Below are 19811 nucleotides of genomic sequence, written 5' to 3' on the forward strand. Positions count from 1 at the left end.
ACCACAGGTTAATATTATTCACTTTTAATATGCATGTAACATAATAAAGAGCAAAAAAAGAAATCTAGACATAGCTAGATTTCTAAAAATTGAACTTCATAATATTTTCTTATTTAAAATATCGCTCTACCAGGTATAATTAATTTATCTCCTGATTTAATTTTGATATCATCATTTAAATCATTTAATCTTTCTAACTCAGAAACAGTAGTGTTGTATTTTTTAGCTAAATCCCAAAGAGTCTCGCCATCCCCTACAACATAAATAGTTACTGATGCCTTCTTTTCCTTTACTTCCTCTAGTCCTTCTGTAACATTATTAACATAATTCTTGCTAACTTTATAAAAGGATTTAACATTAAGACCAACAGTTGCTCTAACTGAAATTGCATTTCCTTCTACATTTGTATCAATATTTTCTATATAAGGCTTTACTACAACATTCATATCTTTTCTTAAGCCTTTAATATCTAAAACTGCATTGAATGGAACATCTCCTGTTAATACTCCATAATTAACTTCTTCTCCTGACAATTTGTATATAATATAAATTTTAATTACACCTTCTATTTTTAATTTTTCATCCTCAACAACCTTATCCCTTATAATAGGGCATCCTGTTACCGCTATTACTTCATCAACTCTCTCTTCTTTATTTTCTAAATCAAGAACTTCTTTTGTAGCAATCTCATGATTCACTATATTATGAATTAAAGTAAATTCTTTATTGCTATTTTCTAATTCTATGTTCATAGTTGGTGAATAGGCATCTTTTAAAATTTCAACATTTTCATTTGAATATACTTTAACATTACCTTTAACTAAAAATTCAATATTTACCACTCTATTTTCGCCAACATCATCTAAATTAACTGCATATTGATTATCAGCCACCCTTAAATCTAGAGAACTAAGCATATCACCAGTTATTCCTGGCACTTCTTCTTCCTTTGATAAGTAAACATCGTCTTCTAATACATCAAGTTCCTTATTATCGCGGCTCCTATAGAGGATTGATACCTTACAATAACACCCAATATAAACTTTTCCTTCTACAACCTTAATTTCTTTTTTATGAAGATTCATATCACACTTTAAAACTTCATCTATTTCCGGCTTATCCATTGTTACTTTTAACATAGATTTACCCATTAAATCTATATCTTTTTCACCTCTAACACCATTTAAAACTTGATTTTCTTTTTGAGTTTGAATATCTTCTTTACCTTCAATATCTTTTACATATTCAAATTCTCCATTCTTATAGATTTCCCATCTTAAAGTTAGTATTCCATCAATGCCAACTTTTCTCTCATTCATCCAATTTGCTTCAATATGTTCTACATCACACTCAACATTGCATACTATATTATGTTCATCATCTTTAAGATCTACATAGTTTGAGAACTTATCATTAAATACAACTGCATGTATTTTGTTAGTTGGTGAATCTGTAATAACTTCTTCCTTAGAAATATAAAAGACTATATAATTTAAATCTCCTTCTACCATAACTCTATCTCCAACAAGTTCTTTATTGTTTATAGTAGCTTTTGCGTCTATTCCTAATACATCTTTCATATCAGGATATTGTGAATCTCTTAATAAATGCTCACCTTTTAAAGTTTGATTAGTTAAGCCTTCTCTTAGTAATTGCTCATATCGAACACTTTCTCTTATTACATCTATTTGTGACATATAATCCCTCCCATATAATACCTATTAATAAATATATTCTAACCATATATATTTATTCAAAGTTTTATATAATGTTTTAAAAAAAAATTAGCAAATTTCAACACTTATCTTACTCTTATTTACAACTAAGGATTATTTATCTAAATTTATGTCGAATTATATAAAAACATAATTTTTTTTTCATTTTTTCTCTAATTTTTTTAAATAATATGTTGACACTGATTAAAATATGTCGTATTATAATTATGGTTATTGACCATATAACCTCTCATAAATTCTCAATACCCTTTTATACCATAGTTGAAAGATGGAAACCCACCATCTTTCTTTTTTTGCCTAAAAAAAGAAAAAAAAAAAAAAATTAGAGCTCAAAATATGGAGCTCTAATCACTATAACGCAAAATATAACTGTACTGTCTTAGTTAATACATCTGAATAGCTGTATGTTACTGTCCTTGGCACATCATTATTTAATCTTACTACAAAAATGCTTGGATGCGCACTTTCTATTATTCCGTTGTTTATTAGGATCTTTTTTCTTCCACCGTTTGCCTTTAAAGTTACTTCCTCTCCTATATGGTCTTCAATACTTCTCTTTATAGACGCGATAGTCTTTACATTTTCCACATAAACACCCTCTTTCTTTATTATATTATACACCCAAACCCACATATTGTCAAATAAAAATTATAATTTTACCACCTTATAAAAGAATTGTCAATGTAAACTTTTACCTTTTTTTATTACTCTTTTATACATTCAATATTATTCCTTCTTTTTATTTTTTTATACATTTTATTTAACTTTATTTATATTTAAATGTATGGCGACCTAGGATATCCTTCTCTATACTTACCTCTTGTCTGTAGTCCTCCTATCCCCTTAATCCCGGTTATAGTGTTATCTATGACCTCTGTAATAGATACTACTTTATCTATTCTTGTAAATGCTATTTTCTCACATACTAGAACAGGATCTAAACAATGAATTAAAACTCTACTAGGAGAACTTGCAAAATTTGCTCCAGCATCCAACATACATTCATAACAACTTTGACACGCTCCAGCAAATATCACTAACTCATCATAGCTAGAATTATAATTTCTCAAAGCTTTAACAGCATCTATATAATATTTGGAATTTCTATAATTCTCTAAATTCAAATAATCATCAGTTTCCCTTACAACACTATCATGCCCAGTCAGAACTACTATATCAGGCTTAATTTCTTTAACTAGATCTACTATAATTTCAGGCTGTTTTTTTTCAGGAATAGCCCTTCCTACAGCATCCAAAGATAATTGCTTATAAACCTTAAGACAAGTTTCTAAATACTCACTATCACCATCTATGTGGAGTATTTTCCCTGGTCTTCCAAATATCAATTCTTTATTCTGCTGGTTTTTTAATGCTTTACTTCCTCGAGATAAGTTGTTTAATATATTAACAGCTTCAGTATCACCTCTCATTGAAACTGCTTTTTTTAGAGCTTCTTCCACTCTTCTATTCAGTATTTTTTCCTTAGTTCCAACAAATTCATCATCTACCATTTCTAAATCATCATCTCTAGAATCTGCAATTATTCTTATACTTATCCCCTTTAATATATAAATTTTATTACCTATTTCATCTTCTTTAATATCAATAATTTTAAATGTAATATCTTTATCATATGACTTTCTAACTACTAAATCTCCTACTTTCATCTTTTCCCTCTTAGTTATTAGTTTATATTATTCTATGTCGAATTCTCTGTATTTGTACATAAAAAAAGCAGTAAATATGTTATATTAGTCGCTCCGTCGCAAGCTCCAAGTCGCTCTAACACAACATATTTACTGCTACAAACTAAAGGTAATAATTCCTCATTCATCGGAATTATGAATTTATTCCATCGTATTCACTTCAAGTCATCGCAAAATTAATAAAAGCACTTCATAACTAAAGAAAGGAAATTATAAAATGTTATTCACAGGGTAATCCCCCTATAATTCCCTAAAGAGTAAAAAAGTGCACTAGGCACTTTTTTAATTTAAGTTGTATTCATTTTTAAACTCATTCAAGAATTTAAGCATAGATTCTTGTTCACTAATTATAGACTCCAGCTTACTGCCGAAGGTATTTTGCCCCCAATTCACCTCATTATAATAATATCTATTAGCAAGTCTCCAATATCTTTGAGGAAATTGTAAATAAGCATAAAGCACTTTATACTCACTATCTAATAAAGGTGAAACTTCATTATAAGACTCTATAATAGCATTTGCAAAGTTAATATCCCAATCTACTCTCTTTAATACCTTAATCATAAAATTTGATATATCAAAGGTTCTAACTTCCCTCTTGCAATAATCGAAGTCTATTACATTGCAGTTATTATTTTCATCTAAAATTATATTGTGATAAGTAAAATCATGATGGCAAAAGCTTTTATCATTTTGAGCTATTTCACAAAGTTTATCATACTCTGACTCTTCCAATGTCTTTAAAGCTTTTTTACCAATTTCTTTATAGAACTCCATGGATTTTATATATAATAAATCAAAGTCATTTTTATTATTTTTCTTTCTTACCATATATCTCATCTTATCTAAAGATTTAATTCTCTTATTCATAAGGTGAGTCCATCTGCCTAAATCACTCTTTAGCTTCGAATTTTCTGGAGGATCATATCCCTTAGATGCCTCGTGCATCATAGCTAAAGTCCTAGCAGCTAATTTCACCTCATCTATGTTATGAAAATCACACTCCCTCCCCTCTATCCATTCAGATAAAGTGTAAAGATCCTCATTTACAAGTGCATACGGTTCCTCATCTATGTTTAAAAAATACCTATCAACAGCATTAAAGCCATTTTTAATTAAATGCTCTTTAGCGCCATAAACAAATAATAACTTTTGAGGTCCATAATTAATTTTCTTTAAGCATTTTTCTCCCTTATTGGTCTTTAAATAATATACTCCTTTATTTGCCTTTAAAACTTCAATCTTAATATCAAATTGTCTTTCTATTTCAAATTCTCTCATCATAACCCTCACCCCCTTTATATTTATATGACTATATTTATTCTTTTATTAACATTTTATTCCTAAGTTTAATATAATAAATTAAAAACAATGAGAAAGGATTAAGTCATGAAGATAGGCATAGACGGTAGAGCTGCTAAATGGTATAGAGGAACTGGAATCGGAACATATACTTATCAACTTATAAATAGTATAAATAAAGTTGATAATATTAATGATTACTTAGTTTTTTTGCCTGAAAATTCAGCTCTAGATTTAAGTGATAATTTCAATGTTGAGTTGATTAGGGCAACGGCTTCAGCAAATTTTTGGGACGAAGTTAGAGTTCCAAATATTTTAGATGATAGTAATATCGATCTTTACCACGTGCCTCAAAATGGTGTTGGGCTGTACACTAATATTAATTGTCACAAATCTATTACTTTGCATGATATAATCCCATTGAGAATGCCAGAAACAGTTAGTGAGCGCTATTTATATATCTTTAATAACGAGCTTCCTAAAATTATAAATAGTTGTGATGGAATATTGACAGTTTCTGAATTTTCAAAGCAAGATATAGCAAAAGAATTTAATTTTCCTATAAATAAGATCTTTGTTACACATCTTGCTGCTGAGGATATATATAGACCTTTAGATAAGTCTCAATGCAAAAAAATATTAGAAAAAGAATACAATATCAAAGAAGATTTTATACTTTATGTAGGAGGTTTTAGTCCTAGAAAAAATATTATAGGCTTAATTGAAGCCTTTTCCCTTCTCCCTAAAGATATTAAAAAAAATCTTAAATTAGTCATAACAGGCAAAAAAGGAATTTCGTACAGCATTTATAAAAAAAGAGCTATAGATCTTCATATTGAAGATGATGTAATTTTTACAGATTTTATTCCTCTAGAAAAATTGCCTATTTTTTATAATGCCTCAGAACTACTAGCTTATCCTTCATTCTATGAAGGCTTTGGACTACCTCCTTTAGAAGCAATGGCATGTGGCACTCCAGTTATAGCATCAAATGTGACCTCTGTTCCAGAGGTATGTTATGAATCGGCTTTATTAATTAATCCATATGATATTAAAGAATTATCGACTTCAATAGAAAGAGTTTTAAAAGATGAAGCTTTACGAGCAAAAATGATAACCAATGGACTTATTCAAAGCTCTAAATATTCATGGAATATAACGGCAAAATCTACAATTAATGCTTATAAAAAAATTATTGAAAGCTAAATATAAATATTAAAGGACATCATATAACAATTTATGATGTCCTTTACTGTTTATCTAATAAAAATATTCATTTAACTCTGAAATAAATATTTTAACAAATTCTCCTCTATATAGTTCATTATTTATTTTATTCTTCATTCTATTTAGAAACACTTCATAATCCCATCTCTTTTGTTTATAATAATAATCTCTAGAAATAGTTATAAAGTCTCTTGGAAAACTTAAAATAGAATATATCAATTTAACTTCATCTTTAGTTAAGTTATCTACAGAATTATAAGATTTCAAAATCGTCTTAAAGGTCTCCATATCATAATAACTATTTTTTATAACTTTCATTGCAAAATTAGCTATATCTACAGCTCTAGTATCAATCTTACAATAATCAAAATCTATTATTTTTATTTTATCTCCGTCCACTATAAAATTATGATGCGCTAAATCATTATGACATAAAACCCTCTTTCTAAAATCTTCTAGCAAACTATTATAATTACACATAGCTAATAGTTCTATAGATTTTTGAATTTCATTAATATGATTATCAACATTTTTTAAAAATAAAGTATCAAACTCTAATTTATGCCTAAATCTTAATATATACTCCTTAATATTAAGTAAATCATCCTTAGCCTTGTTATATTGATATGGTAAATACTCCCCTAAATTTCCTTTTACTATATCTGTATTAAGAGTTTGAAATATCCCCATTGATGCCCTATGCATATTAGCCATGGCTTTAGTGCACATTTCCACTTCAACAAGATTAGTAAATGTAGACTCTCTACCTTCAATCATATTTAGTATTACATAAGTATTTTCTCCTGATTTATAAGTTACTCTTCCATTTTCATCTTCATAATAACTAAGTAAATCCTCATATTTCTCAGATACATATTTTAGGGCTTCATTAATAAATTTTATTCTATCTTCAGATGAATCTGTAAGCTTTAATATTTTTTTACCTTCATTAGTTAACAATACAAATACCTTTCTCAGAGGTATTATATCATCAATATCAAAGGATAACTTATTAAAAAACTCTTCACTTAAATCATATTTACATAATATATCCTTATCCACATATCTAAATTTATTCATATCAAGTCCCCCTTTACCAAATAACTCTTGCCTTACCATCTATATTTTTAGCCTTATACAATGCATATAGAACTTCTTCCTCCTTCATCTTAAGTTTTCCTAAGATATATCTTTCAACTAATTTTAGTTCTTCATTAGGATAAGATGATAATGCTCTTAAATACTCTTTACTATCCTCATTAAGATTAGCAGTTTTAATATAATATTTAATTATCTCATCTATACTTAAATCTATTTTTCTTCTTTTTATTTTCTTTATATATGAATAAATATCATGTTCCTTAAGATTATAAGTTAAATACTTTACCGTACTTACTATTATCTTTCCATCTTCTTTCACCTTTAAATTTTCCTCATCTACTCTAGTTAAACAAACCTCATAGTTTTTCATACTTCTTTCAATAAGACTTCTAAAATTATTAGAATATATATGATTCAATGCCTTTTGCCCTAAATTAACTAATTCTTCTCCCCTATTTATTAAATAAAAATCTATAGAATTTAAGCTACTCTTTTCCTGTATTTTTCTTAAATACTCATTTATTAATATGATTTGAGAATAATAACTATTTACTTCTTTTCCTATAGATGCTCCAATTCTAGGAAACAAGTTTTCCTTATATGGTCCAATTTTATTATGAAAAAATATTATATCTTCTATTTGCTTAAATATATTTGTACTATCTTGATGCTTCTCTATTTTACCATTCAACACAGTAATCCCATTATTTTCTAAATAAGAATTTAATTCTATTTTCTGCATCTTGTCACCCCTTACTAAATAAAGCTATTTAGAAACTTTTCTCTATTATCTCTATCCTTCAAATATTTATTTAACTTATTTACTAAAAAATCTTCTCCCCAAGGTTGTTGCTCCCAATAATATTGAAGGCCAATTTGCCAAAATCCTTGAGGGAACATTATAAACCCTTTTATTAATCTTACTTCTTCATCAAATAAGCTATGGGTATTAGAATAAGAATCTAGTATAAAGTAAGCCTTCTCCCTACTCCAATTTCCATCTTTCATAGATCTGATTAATAAAGAAGCTACATCGTGAATATGGGTATCTAAGATACAGTAATCAAAATCAATAATATTTACTTTTCTATCTTTGCTTATAAGGACATTATGATGTGCATAATCATGATGGCAAAAACCTCTTTTATTAACTTCCTTTTCCATAATTTCTATATAGTTATTATTCCTTAACTCATCAATTGCTTTCTTTGCTATATCCAATTCATCTTCTATAGCACTTAAATATATTTCATCAAATTGTGATCTATATGCTTTCTGATGAATTCTCTTTTTAAAATCCAAGATTTCTTCACATCTAGTTTGAAAAACCTTTATCCAGGAAAACCATGCAATTCTAGGCTTCATATGTCTACTTAAAGTAAAACCTTCACTACAATTATGTAGTTCTCCTAGGGTTTCAGAAGCTAACCTCAATTGCTCTAAATCTTTATAATTACAACTTCTAGAATCTATCCATTTATTTAAATATGCATAATTATTTCCAAGATTTATATATTCTAAATCATCCTTAGTATTTATAATTTCTGGAATCTTGTTAAACCCCTTATTTTTTAAGTGTCTAATAGCTGATAAGATAAAATAAAAATGAGGATATTGATATTTAATTACCTTAATACCATAATCCCCATCCTTAGTTTTTATCTTATAGCTATTTTTTACTTTTTCTATAGTTTCTATTTCTAACAGATACTTATCCTGAATTTCACTTTTAATATATGAAATTTCCATAGGCTTCTCCTTAAGATTTATTCAATGATATTATATGAACTCTCTTATTTTATTGTGTTTATAATCATAGAATTAAATCATTAATAATACTTATAAATATATATGATAATTTTAGGAGGATAGCTATGAATATATCTATAGATGCTAGAGGTATTAATTTATATAACGGTACTGGAATAGGTACTTATACTGAAAATTTAGTAAGAGAATTACTTAATATAGATGAAGAAAATAATTACTCTCTTTTCTGGACAGGTAAAAATTATGAAAGATATAAAAAGGATAATTGTAAAATAGTTTTTACTTCTAGAAGGCATGGTAGTTTTTATGAAAATTATTATTTCCCAACTTTTTTAAAAAATAATAATATGAATATTCATCATATTCCCCAAAATGGTATGGGGCTTTGTGAAAGTTATGATACAAAATGTATAGTGACCATTCATGATTTAATTCCATATTTACTACCAGAAACTACCGGTAGAGGATACCTTGAAAGATTTTTAAGGAATATGCCTGATATAATTGATAAATCTAAAGGGATTTTAACAGTTTCAGAATACTCCAAAAGAGATATTTTAAAGTTCTTTAATCATATTCCAGAAGATAAAGTCTATGTTACTCCTTTAGCTGCAAATACTAATTTTAAACCTTTAGACAAAGAAAAATGTAAATCCTTTATAAAAGAAAAGTTTAATTTCAACAATCCTTATATTTTATACATAGGAGGATTTAGCTCAAGAAAAAATGCCAAAGATCTTATATTATCATTTAATAAAATTTATAAAGATCTAAATGAACCTCATACATTACTTTTAGCAGGATCAATTAAGGATGAAGGAAAGAAACTTGTTGCACTAACTGAAAATTTAGAGTCAAAAGATAATATTATTTTTACAGGATTTATAGATGATGAACTTCTTCCAACACTATATAACGGAGCTGAAGCTTTTGTATATCCATCTTTATATGAGGGGTTTGGACTTCCTCCATTAGAAGCTATGAGCTGCAAAACTCCAGTTATAACATCTAATATCACTTCTATTCCTGAAGTTACTGGAGATGCCTGTATATTAATTAATCCTTTTGACAAAAGCGAATTAGAAAAGGTTTTAGTAAATCTACTAAATAGTGAAGAATTGAAAAATGATTTATCAAAAAAAGGGTATGAAAGAAGCCTCCAATTTTCATGGAGAAATACTGCCATAAAAACTTTAGAGGCTTATAAAAAAATAAATGAAAATTAATTATCGGAAAGTTCGAAAACTATCTCCTTAAATTTATCATAATTTGTTATACTTGGGACCCTTTCCACTATATTCATTAATATTAGGAATGGGTTATTTTCTTCATCATTTTCTAAATTACTTCTGCTCTCTTTATTATATTTAACCTTTAATGAATAAAGGGAGCTTGGAAAAAAATTATATTCTAATAATTCTTCCGATAATAATTCTTTATTTGTAGCTGCAAAAGCAATAAATTCTTTAATAGCCTCTTCATTTTTTTCAACTTTTAAGGCAACTAAATTTTTACCACCTAAGTCAAATAACCTATTTTCTCCAATATTAAAACTTGGAGGATTTTTACACTCCCAAAGATATTGAGTACCATCATTAACCATTTCTTTATAAAAATCTAATGACGCAACTCTGCATAAATAATTGTCACTATCAGTTATATAGTCTTCATTATAAATATTTTTAAACTCACTTATAATATCCTCTTTTGAATATTCTTTAGTTTCATCATCAACTAATTGAGATAATATTAGAAGAGCTATATTTTTCTTATCTTTATTTGAGAATATTTTAATTTCACCATTAGTTTTTGTCTCTATTTCTTTTCCAATGTTAATTAATTGCTTCCATGTATTGATATCTTCACTTTCATATCCATATTCTTTTAAAATATCTTCTCTTAAATATAAAGCTATTGGATTCGATGTAAATGGCACGGCATAATAATCTTCATTTATTTCAACTTCTTTAATCCTACTTTTATTAAAATTTTTCTTGTAGGTCTCAATAATATCTTTATTTTCTTCAGTAAAATCAATTTTATCTTTTACTTTATTTATCTCCTCAAGATTAAGCTGAACTATGTTAGGCAAGTCCCTATAGTTAGAATGTATAATTCTATCTAAATAATCTTCCTCAGATATATTAATTACACTTATATGAACCTTTTTATTTTTTTTTTCAAATTCATTAGCTACCTTAGTAAAATATGAATAGTAAGTACCTTCTGTCCAAACTACTATGTCTCCCTTTAACGCTTCCCTACTTGATTTACTTAATACTAAATTAATAAAAAATATAACAATAAAAACTGCTAATAGTGAAAGTATTCTCCTTCTTTTAATTCTCATATTTATCACATCCTAATTATATATAAATTATACACTAATAATCTATTATTTGAACAATATTAATTATTTTTGCAATTTATAATTTATTGTACTATAATTAACTAACATATAAATTATTGAATAGGAGATTGTTATGCATATAGATAGTTTAAACTATTTTTATCAAGTTGCTAATTCTAAAAGTATTTCAACTGTTGCTAAAAATGCTCATATCTCTCAATCTGCACTGAGTCAACAAATATCAAAGCTAGAGAATAAATTAAATGTAAAATTATTTGAAAGAACAAACAAAGGAGTAACTCTAACACCAGAAGGAGAAATATTATTTAAGTATTCAGAGTCTATATTAAGCTCTTATAATAAAATGCAAGAAGAATTACTAAACTCTATAAATAAAATAAAACTTATATCTATTGAATCAGTTGAATCTATAGGATTAACTATATTACCTACAGCTATTTTAAAAATGAAGAAGCTTTTTCCTTCTCACACTATTAATCTTAATACAATAGATTGCTGTTCAAAATCAAGTTTATTAAATAACTTATGCGATGTTTCAATATGCTATAGTAAAATAGAAAATACCTCTGGGGTAGTTACAAAGTTGCTGGGCAACGATGAAATCCTTTTAGTAGCTGATAAAAGTTTTCCATTAAATAATATAAAGAAAGAGCAAATATTTGAATTACCATTAATATTGACTTCAAATAAGAATTGTTTAAAAAAATTAATATGTCATAATTTAAATTGCGATGAGGAAACTTTAGAAAAATCTAATATATTATATAATACAAACTCATACTTTTCTGCATTGAAAGGAGTTTCATCTAGTAAGGCTGCTACCTTTATACCTGCTAGTATATATTATAATTATCATTCTTTATCAAATATTAAAATAATAAAAATAGAAGATTTCTCTATTTCTCTACAACTTTATATTAGTTATTTAGAATGTTTTTATAAAACTAATTCAGAATTTGTTAAAACATTAAAGAATATATTAAAGGGTTACTTAAATTAAGTAACCCTTTAATATGTCCTCTGTAATAGCCAATTGGCTATTTCTCTTAAAACATCTTTATATTTATTTTCAGGAAGCCTATCTATTCCCTTAAAACATTTATTCATATATTTTTCTGCTAATTCCTTAGCCATTTCTATCCCCTTATTTTCTTCTACTAATTTTATTATTTGGGCTATATCATCTTCCGAATAATAATTTTTTCCTAGTATATCTTTAAATGCTGATTTATTATTTCTATAAGCATAAATTAACGGAATAGTATAAATACCTTGTCTTAAATCATTAGTGGCAGATTTCTTTATACTTTTATCACTGCCTTCATAATCTAATATATCATCTATTATTTGAAAAGCCATTCCTAAGTTATGTCCTATATTCCCTAACTCTCTTGAAACCTTCTCTTCTGCCTTGCACTCTGCAGCCCCTAAATATAATGAAATTGAAAATAACTCTGCTGTTTTTCCTGATATTCTACTTAAATAATCTTTAACAGACAATTTCATAGAGAATCTAGCGTTTAATTGGTTTACTTCTCCCATACAGATCTTTGACATAGCTCTAGAATCCATCTTTATTGCTTCTAAAGACTCATGTGTTGCTAATATTTTAAAGCATACACAGAATAGGTAATCTCCTATATACACAGCATAATCTTTTCCATATTTAGACTGGATAGTTTCTTGGCCTCTTCTAAGCTTAGAATCATCTATTACATCATCATGAACTAAGGATGCCATATGAAGCATCTCTATAACTGCTGCAGTAGGAATTGATTTTTGTCCATCATTATCACCAAATTTTGCTCCCATTAAAACAAAAGCAGGTCTTAATAATTTTCCACCTGATTCTATTAATTCAATTATAGAGTTTTCTATTTTTTTGTCTTTGCATTTAACATTTTTCTTCATTAAATCTAGCACTTCTGCAAGCTCTTGTTTTATTTCAGGATAATTATTCCAAATATTGTCCATCACAATCCACCTTCTTAGTGATTAAAAAAATCATAGATCTATTTAGTCTTTTAACTTTTAAACATTGGAAGTTTTCTTAAATGTGCCACCGCATAGTTAGCCGTTATTCCAATAAATATACCAGTACCAATTCCTATAGTTGATAATATAGGTAAATATAGCATAACACCTATATTCTTTACTATTAGTGAAGCAATTATTAATTGTCCTACATTATGAAATATAGCTCCAGCAGAACTTACTCCTATAATACTAACCTTATCTTTAAATAAGCCTTTTACTACAACCATAGAAAGAAAGCTTAATATTCCTCCTGCTGCACTATACATAAAGGATGATAAATTTCCACCAAACATAGTTGATAATGTAAGTCTTAAAAATAAAACTAAAAATGCATCTTTTTTGCTATCTAATGTATATAAAGCAATTACAGTAATTAAATTTGCTAAACCTAATTTTGCACCTGGCGTTATAAAAGGAACAGGAATAGCACGCTCAACAATGTATAAAACTAAGGCTTGAGCTACTAGCAATCCAATATATACCATTTTACTAGTTTTCTTCATAGCATCTCCTTAATATGATAGTATAATATCATCTTCTGCCATCCCCTTAATTTCTATCATAACCTTATGAGGAAGACACACTAAGCTTTGTCCTGCTTTCTCAATGTATTCCGGATTCATGCAAACCTTATCTGGACAATCCGCTTCAATTATACCTATCTTATTATCTTTTATCTGAATAATATTAGTTCCTAAATCTGTTTTTAGTTCTATAGTTTCTTCACCCTTATGAACTGATAAAGGTACTGTTTTGTATAACTTCCCTGCAACTGTTATTTCTGCATATGTATTGCTAAATCCTTTTCCTACTGAAGCCCCTAACATAATTTCAGGTAAAAATGATAATAGCATCAATACTGCAATTATAACAAAATCTAATTTTTTAAACATATTAATCCTCTCCATTATAATGTAATCTCATTATAACTTTACAATTTATAAGGTAGAGTAAATACTCTACCTTATAAAATTTATTATACAATATATTTAAATTATTTCATTAATTATTGTGCATTTTTATATATTGGTTGTTTCTTCCCATGCCAGAAATTATCTGCCATTCTAGTAATCCACGGCATAATATAGTAATCTAATCCAAATGTTCTACCTGCTCCACCCATTAGTGCAATTGCTCCAAATGTATACCATAGTATGTCCCAACCAGCCATAGCACATAATATAAAGTTAATTGTCATACCAATTGAAATTCCACTAAAGATAAATGTGAATAATCCTGCTATTAAGCATAGACCCATTCCAATTTCCATTAATACAACTATTCTTTGGAACCAAACTGCAACTTCAGGATTTGGCATCATAAATTGCATTATTGCTGAATACCAACCTGGAATTTCTTTAAGTATTGGTGTTGCAAATTCAGTTGCTGTTTCACCAGCAGCTGCTGAAGCACCAGATGTTGCATCTTGTAACCAAGTAAATGGCATTTGTACATTTCCAGCCTTAGTCCAACTATCAGCACCAATAGCTATCTTATCGAAGAAACCTTTAATAGTTGTGGCATTCCACATAGCTTCCCATGTAGATTCTCCAAGTAATTTTTTTAGACCTTCTATTAGCCATAAAGAACCAATAAATAATCTTAATGGCACTAACCATAATCTATTAGCCTTAGATGATAAATGACCTCTCATTACTGATCTTTTATCTTCCATTGTAAAGAACTCATGTTGTAAATAATTATATATAGCATTAATATTATTTACTCCCCATAAATAATGAATATTTACTAAATGCTTCATTATCATTGCAAAGAATCCTGATAATTTAAATCCCATTAAGTTTGCAACACAATATCTTCCACCAATTGAAACCATAAATCCATGATATTTTCCTTGGAATTTTTGCATTTCTTTGTTTTCTATTGAAGCAACTATATTCTTAACAACTGTATCAGCTGTTTGTACTGCAGCTTCAACTATTTGTGGAGTACCTTTTCCAGCTTCTTCTTCGAAGTAAGCCATATCTCCAACTACGAATACATCTTTCTTACCTACAGCTTGCATAAATTCATTAGTTTGTAATCTACCTGCTCTAGCTGTTTCTAATCCATACTCTTTTGCATCTTGATTAGCTTGAATTCCACAAGTCCAAATTAATGTTCTTGTATCAATTTTTTCTCCACTCTTTAAAATCACTTGATTTTCAGTAACTTCAACTATAGGAGAATTTTTTAATATTTCCATTCCATGCTTTATCATGTATTTTTCTGCTTTATCAGCTTGTTTTCTATCTAACATATTTAAGATAGTTCCCATAGCTTCAACAACTTTTAAAGTAACTTCTGATTCATCTACATTATATTTTCTAGCTAATTTAGTCTTCCACTCAAGAAGCTCTCCAGCCATTTCTATCCCTGTAAATCCTGAACCTGCTACTATAAATGTAAGCATTTCTTTTCTCTTCTTAGCATCTCTTTCAATGCTTGCTTTAGCAAACATATCTTCAATGTGATGTCTTATTCTAAGTGCATCTTCAAATGACCATAAAGTAAATCCATTTTCCTTTACTCCAGGAACCCCGAAGAAAGCTGGTTCACTACCTGTTCCTATAACTAGGTAATCATATGAATATTCTCCATTTGTAGTTTTAACAACTTTATTATCTGTATCAACTTTTTCTATAAAATCTGTTACAACTTTAACTTTTGATTTTCCAAAAATTTTGATTAGCTCAACTTGTACTGATTCAGGGTGAACTCTTCCCCCTGCAACTTCATGTAATTCTGTCATTAAAGTATGATATTGATTTTTGTCTATTAAAGTTATTTCCACATCATTATTTTTCTTATATTTTTTTGCTAGTTTCTTAGCGGCATGAACACCACCATATCCAGCTCCAAGAACAAGTATCTTATTCTTCGACATGTGTTACACCCTTCCCTTCATTAAATAATTCTAAAATAGCATAATTAATTCTATACACTATTTACTAATATGTCCATATAATAAAAATATTTTTTTGTAGCTTTTTTAACAATATTTTTTTAAAATATTTTAAGTATTTTTTTATTAAAGCCTTATATATACTCATTTATAAAGCTTTGTTTATTTTTTAACGGTATTGATAATACTTATATGCCATAAGAAAGTTGAATACCTAATCTATTTTATTTTGTGTATAATGAACTAGTGATTGAAAACAATTCAATACAAATTATATAAGTTTTTAAGGGGGATTTTTTTATGAAATCAAAAAGAGTTATAAGCTTATTAGCTGTTGCTGCTTTAGCTACTACTATATTTGTAGGATGCGGAAATAAAGAAGAAGCTACATTAAAAGATGGAACTTATAAAAAATCATCTGCAAAAGATGATAAAGGATACACAGCTTCAATTGAAATAGAAGTTAAAGACGGTAAAATTGCTACTGTTAAATATGATGAAGTTGCAGAAGATGGTACAAGTAAGTTAAATAATGAAGAATACAACACTAATATGAAAGCTAAATCAGGAAGTAACCCACAAGAAGCTTTCCCTGCTTTAGAAAAAGCTTTAGTTGAAAAACAAGATGTTGCTTCAGTTGATGCTGTAACTGGTGCTACTAGTACTTCAGACAAATTCAAAAGTTTAGCAGAAGAAGCTTTAGCAGACGCTAAATAATTATTCTTAATAAATAGGACTTTAGGCTCTTGCCTAAAGTCTTTTGTTATTTTTTATTTTTATACTTATAATAATATTAATAGTATTAAAATAGGAGGACTATTATGACAAAAAAAATGATAAAAAGACTTAGTATTTACCTTTTGTTAATTTTTTCTCTTGTTATTTTAGGTGGTTGTTCAAAAGATAACAAAGTAATAGAACCCTTATCTAAAAGCGAAGTTTTAATGGGAACTGTTGTTACTGTAAGCCTTTATGATAGTAAAGATGAAACAGTTTTAGACAAGGTATTTAATAAGGTTAAAGAATTGGAATCTATACTAAGCATTAATGAAAATGGTACATTAGTAGATGAAATTAATATTGAAGCTGGTATAAGTCCTGTTAAAGTAGATGATGATACATATAATATAGTAAAAAAATCGCTAGAATACTCAAAGCTTTCTAATGGATTATTTGATATATCAGTAGGACCAATAGTTAAACTTTGGAATATAGGTTTACCAGAGGCTAGAGTTCCAAGTCAAGAAGAAATCACTGAAAAGCTTCCTTTAGTTGGTTATAATGATATTGAAATTGATGATACCAATAAAACTGTTTTTTTAAAAAGAAAAGGCATGATGATAGACTTAGGTGGTATAGCTAAAGGATACACTGCTGATGTAATATCAGATATGCTAACTGAAGAAGGAGTTAAAAGTGCTATTATAAACTTAGGTGGAAATGTATTTGCTCATGGAAAAAAAGTAAATGGTGATGATTGGAAAATAGGAATTCAAAATCCTTTTACTGAGCGTGGAGGAATAATCGGTAGCATTACTACTAGTAATAAGTCAGTAGTTACTTCAGGAATATATGAAAGATACATTGAGCAAGATGGCGTAAAATATCATCATATTTTAAATCCATCTACTGGATATCCTTATGATAATGAAATTGCTGGTATTACTATAGTAAGTGATAAATCAACTGATGGAGATGCCTTATCTACTTCAGTATTTGCCATGGGAGTTGAAGAAGGAATGAAATTTGTAAATACTCTAGATGGTATTGATGCAATATTTATAACTAAAGATTATAAAGTTTATATAACAGATGGATTAAAATCAATTTTCACCCTAACTAATAGTGATTTTACATTAGAAAATTAATTGAAAAAGGGGCTGCTCTCAGCAGCCCCTTAATATAAATATATACTGTAAAAATTAAGTATTTCTTGCTGAAGCACTTAATTTTTTTATTATTTCAAAACTACTTTTAGTAGTTTTTACCTTAATTATATATTCTTCATTTTTTATTGTTAAACAGTCTCTTTTGTCATTTTTAGTGCTAATAAAATTGCTAGAAATCCGCAGATAAATTTTACTAATATATAAATTAAAGTAATATCTTTTGCTTCTGTAACTACATACCCTAGTTGTCCACCAAATACATAAGCTCCAGCTACTGAAAAAGCTGAGCATATTAACTTTCCTCTTTTATCTAACTTATCAAAATCCGTAAATATTATAACTGCCGAAGCCAAACTTCCAAGTAAAGCAGTAACAGAGGCTGAATTTATTCCTAACTTTTGCTCTAACTTCTTTATTTTATTCTTAAATACTAACTTTATTACTTCAAGCATAACATTAGCTCCTGCTAGAAAAATCGCTATTTTACCAACTATTGTTATTGACTCTTGTAAAGGTAATAGATTCCTTACTAATTCTATTCCTGTTATAGATTTAAATCCCTGAAGCGCTAATCCTACAAGCCCTATTATAAATATAAATTTAGCTAAAGCTTTGAAATATTTTATCATCTTTATAGGTATCTTATAAAGTCCTATTATTATAACTACAGATATAATCATTATGGGTACTAGACATTGAATAATTTTTAATATACTCATTTTCAATAAGATGCCACCTAAAAATAATCCTATTGGCAAAGTAACTATTCCACATAGTATTCCCCTACATAATATATCAATATCGTCTTCCTTAATCATACCTAAAGCTAACGGTAAAGTAAAACTTATAGTACAGCCCAAAATAGATGCTATTAGCACTCCCGAAAAATAAATTTCTTCATTACTTCTTCCTATTGCCTCAGCAATTTTATATCCTCCCATATCCACAGCAATTAAAGAAGATGATATTATGCTTGGATCAATAAAACTCTCCTTAAATAACGGAATAACATATCTAGTTAAAAAATCCGATATTATAGGAGTTATAGAAAGAATTCCTATCATTGATAGAGCTAGAGATCCCATACTTTGAATTCCGACTTCTATTCCTTTACTTAGATTTAGTTTTCCTCCAAATATATAATCTACTATCCCTATAATAAAAAATACTCCAACTATGTACAACATCACTTTTTCCATATCTACTCTCCTATATTAAATTAAGATAATTTTATCAAATTTTTATAATACAAAAAAGCCCCTTAATAATAAGGAGCATTTTTGTATTATTCAATTTTAATAAATTAACAATTACAACCGCATTCTTCGCCGTTGTTTCCACTATTATTGTCAGGTTTTCCTATACACTTACCATTAAATGATGTTGTCTCTAATTCTGCATATTTTATTACTATATTATCTTTATATATCTTTAACATATATTTTGTATTTGGGCATAATGGTCCTAATAAGAATTGTCCATGACAATCTGTGAAAGTGTGTGTTAGAGGATAAGGATATCTATATCCTTCAACTACTTGCAACAATTTTACTACTGCATCTACTACAGGCATTCTATTGCTATCTAAAACTGTTCCAAATATAACCGATCTCTTTTCCTCTGGTAATCTGATAACTGCTTCAATTTGTTCATTACATCCTGTCTTTAATTCACATGATGCTATTCTTCCGCTCATAACTTTGCCTCCTAAGCTTTAAAATATAAGTTTTATTTATACTATAGTCTATTCGGCAAAGTAAAAATTGT

General features: G+C 27.9%; 19 protein-coding genes. 5 read left to right on the forward strand and 14 right to left on the reverse strand.

Going from position 1 to position 19811, the window contains the following annotated elements:
• Positions 1 to 113: 113 nt before the first annotated feature.
• The 4 genes from ACQPUY_RS13255 to ACQPUY_RS13270 form a co-directional block, all read right to left on the reverse strand.
• On the reverse strand, positions 114 to 1697 hold the full coding sequence (locus ACQPUY_RS13255) for a DUF3794 and LysM peptidoglycan-binding domain-containing protein (RefSeq protein ID WP_430841696.1): 1584 nt from the start codon (positions 1695 to 1697) through the stop codon (positions 114 to 116).
• A gap of 390 nt (positions 1698 to 2087) precedes the next feature.
• Positions 2088 to 2324, reverse strand: coding sequence for a Veg family protein (locus tag ACQPUY_RS13260; RefSeq protein WP_430841698.1), 237 nt, complete (start codon positions 2322 to 2324; stop codon positions 2088 to 2090).
• A gap of 188 nt (positions 2325 to 2512) precedes the next feature.
• Positions 2513 to 3403: a sporulation peptidase YabG gene (yabG, locus tag ACQPUY_RS13265; RefSeq protein WP_430841700.1), complete on the reverse strand. Its 891-nt coding sequence runs from the start codon at positions 3401 to 3403 to the stop codon at positions 2513 to 2515.
• 321 nt (positions 3404 to 3724) lie between these two features.
• Entirely contained in the window at positions 3725 to 4726 is a 1002-nt protein-coding gene (locus ACQPUY_RS13270; protein ID WP_430841702.1) for a CotS family spore coat protein, read from the reverse strand.
• Between the two features lie 105 nt (positions 4727 to 4831).
• On the opposite strand from ACQPUY_RS13270, the gene ACQPUY_RS13275 reads away from it, so the two are divergent.
• Positions 4832 to 5950, forward strand: a complete 1119-nt coding sequence (locus ACQPUY_RS13275; protein ID WP_430841704.1) for a glycosyltransferase family 4 protein — start codon at positions 4832 to 4834, stop codon at positions 5948 to 5950.
• A 54-nt stretch (positions 5951 to 6004) separates the two neighbouring features.
• Here ACQPUY_RS13275 and ACQPUY_RS13280 read toward each other — a convergent pair whose 3' ends face one another.
• Genes ACQPUY_RS13280 through ACQPUY_RS13290 form a run of 3 tightly spaced genes read right to left on the reverse strand, consistent with a single transcriptional unit; the run spans position 6005 to position 8821 of the window.
• A complete protein-coding gene (locus ACQPUY_RS13280) occupies positions 6005 to 7051 on the reverse strand; it encodes a CotS family spore coat protein (protein WP_430841706.1) in 1047 nt (348 codons plus the stop codon).
• 13 nt (positions 7052 to 7064) lie between these two features.
• The gene (locus ACQPUY_RS13285) at positions 7065 to 7814 is read right to left on the reverse strand and encodes a hypothetical protein (protein ID WP_430841708.1); all 750 of its coding nucleotides are present in this window, start codon (positions 7812 to 7814) and stop codon (positions 7065 to 7067) included.
• Between the two features lie 14 nt (positions 7815 to 7828).
• On the reverse strand, positions 7829 to 8821 hold the full coding sequence (locus ACQPUY_RS13290) for a CotS family spore coat protein (protein WP_430841710.1): 993 nt from the start codon (positions 8819 to 8821) through the stop codon (positions 7829 to 7831).
• A 125-nt stretch (positions 8822 to 8946) separates the two neighbouring features.
• Between ACQPUY_RS13290 and ACQPUY_RS13295 the strand changes: the two genes are divergently transcribed.
• Positions 8947 to 10068 (forward strand): glycosyltransferase family 4 protein, encoded by a 1122-nt coding sequence (locus tag ACQPUY_RS13295; protein WP_430841712.1) that lies wholly within the window; start codon positions 8947 to 8949, stop codon positions 10066 to 10068.
• Here ACQPUY_RS13295 and ACQPUY_RS13300 read toward each other — a convergent pair.
• The gene (locus ACQPUY_RS13300) at positions 10065 to 11192 is read right to left on the reverse strand and encodes an ABC transporter substrate-binding protein (RefSeq protein ID WP_430841714.1); all 1128 of its coding nucleotides are present in this window, start codon (positions 11190 to 11192) and stop codon (positions 10065 to 10067) included. The genes ACQPUY_RS13295 and ACQPUY_RS13300 overlap by 4 nt on opposite strands.
• 133 nt (positions 11193 to 11325) lie before the next feature.
• Between ACQPUY_RS13300 and ACQPUY_RS13305 the strand changes: the two genes are divergently transcribed.
• Entirely contained in the window at positions 11326 to 12213 is an 888-nt protein-coding gene (locus ACQPUY_RS13305; protein WP_430841716.1) for a LysR family transcriptional regulator, read from the forward strand.
• Positions 12214 to 12221: 8 nt separating this feature from the next.
• Here ACQPUY_RS13305 and ACQPUY_RS13310 read toward each other — a convergent pair whose 3' ends face one another.
• The 4 genes from ACQPUY_RS13310 to ACQPUY_RS13325 all read right to left on the reverse strand — a co-directional run bounded on the left by ACQPUY_RS13310 (position 12222) and on the right by ACQPUY_RS13325 (position 16137).
• The gene (locus ACQPUY_RS13310) at positions 12222 to 13187 is read right to left on the reverse strand and encodes a polyprenyl synthetase family protein (RefSeq protein ID WP_430841718.1); all 966 of its coding nucleotides are present in this window, start codon (positions 13185 to 13187) and stop codon (positions 12222 to 12224) included.
• Positions 13188 to 13237: 50 nt separating this feature from the next.
• Positions 13238 to 13753, reverse strand: coding sequence for a Gx transporter family protein (locus tag ACQPUY_RS13315; RefSeq protein ID WP_430841720.1), 516 nt, complete (start codon positions 13751 to 13753; stop codon positions 13238 to 13240).
• A 9-nt stretch (positions 13754 to 13762) separates the two neighbouring features.
• Positions 13763 to 14143 carry a NusG domain II-containing protein gene (locus ACQPUY_RS13320; RefSeq protein ID WP_430841722.1) on the reverse strand — a complete coding sequence of 127 codons (381 nt, stop codon included), beginning with the start codon at positions 14141 to 14143 and terminating at the stop codon, positions 13763 to 13765.
• A 113-nt stretch (positions 14144 to 14256) separates the two neighbouring features.
• Entirely contained in the window at positions 14257 to 16137 is a 1881-nt protein-coding gene (locus ACQPUY_RS13325; RefSeq protein ID WP_430841724.1) for an FAD-dependent oxidoreductase, read from the reverse strand.
• Positions 16138 to 16455: 318 nt separating this feature from the next.
• On the opposite strand from ACQPUY_RS13325, the gene ACQPUY_RS13330 reads away from it, so the two are divergent.
• The gene (locus ACQPUY_RS13330) at positions 16456 to 16872 is read left to right on the forward strand and encodes an FMN-binding protein (RefSeq protein WP_430841726.1); all 417 of its coding nucleotides are present in this window, start codon (positions 16456 to 16458) and stop codon (positions 16870 to 16872) included.
• A 104-nt stretch (positions 16873 to 16976) separates the two neighbouring features.
• A complete protein-coding gene (locus ACQPUY_RS13335; protein WP_430841728.1) occupies positions 16977 to 18023 on the forward strand; it encodes an FAD:protein FMN transferase in 1047 nt (348 codons plus the stop codon).
• Between the two features lie 149 nt (positions 18024 to 18172).
• Here ACQPUY_RS13335 and eutH read toward each other — a convergent pair whose 3' ends face one another.
• Both eutH and ACQPUY_RS13345 read right to left on the reverse strand, forming a co-directional pair.
• A complete protein-coding gene (eutH, locus tag ACQPUY_RS13340; protein WP_430841730.1) occupies positions 18173 to 19243 on the reverse strand; it encodes an ethanolamine utilization protein EutH in 1071 nt (356 codons plus the stop codon).
• A gap of 104 nt (positions 19244 to 19347) precedes the next feature.
• A complete protein-coding gene (locus ACQPUY_RS13345) occupies positions 19348 to 19740 on the reverse strand; it encodes a carboxypeptidase regulatory-like domain-containing protein (RefSeq protein WP_430841732.1) in 393 nt (130 codons plus the stop codon).
• Positions 19741 to 19811: the final 71 nt, after the last annotated feature.

It is taken from the genome of Clostridium nigeriense (assembly GCF_050585245.1).
Classification (GTDB): Bacteria; Bacillota; Clostridia; order Clostridiales; family Clostridiaceae; genus Clostridium; species Clostridium nigeriense_A.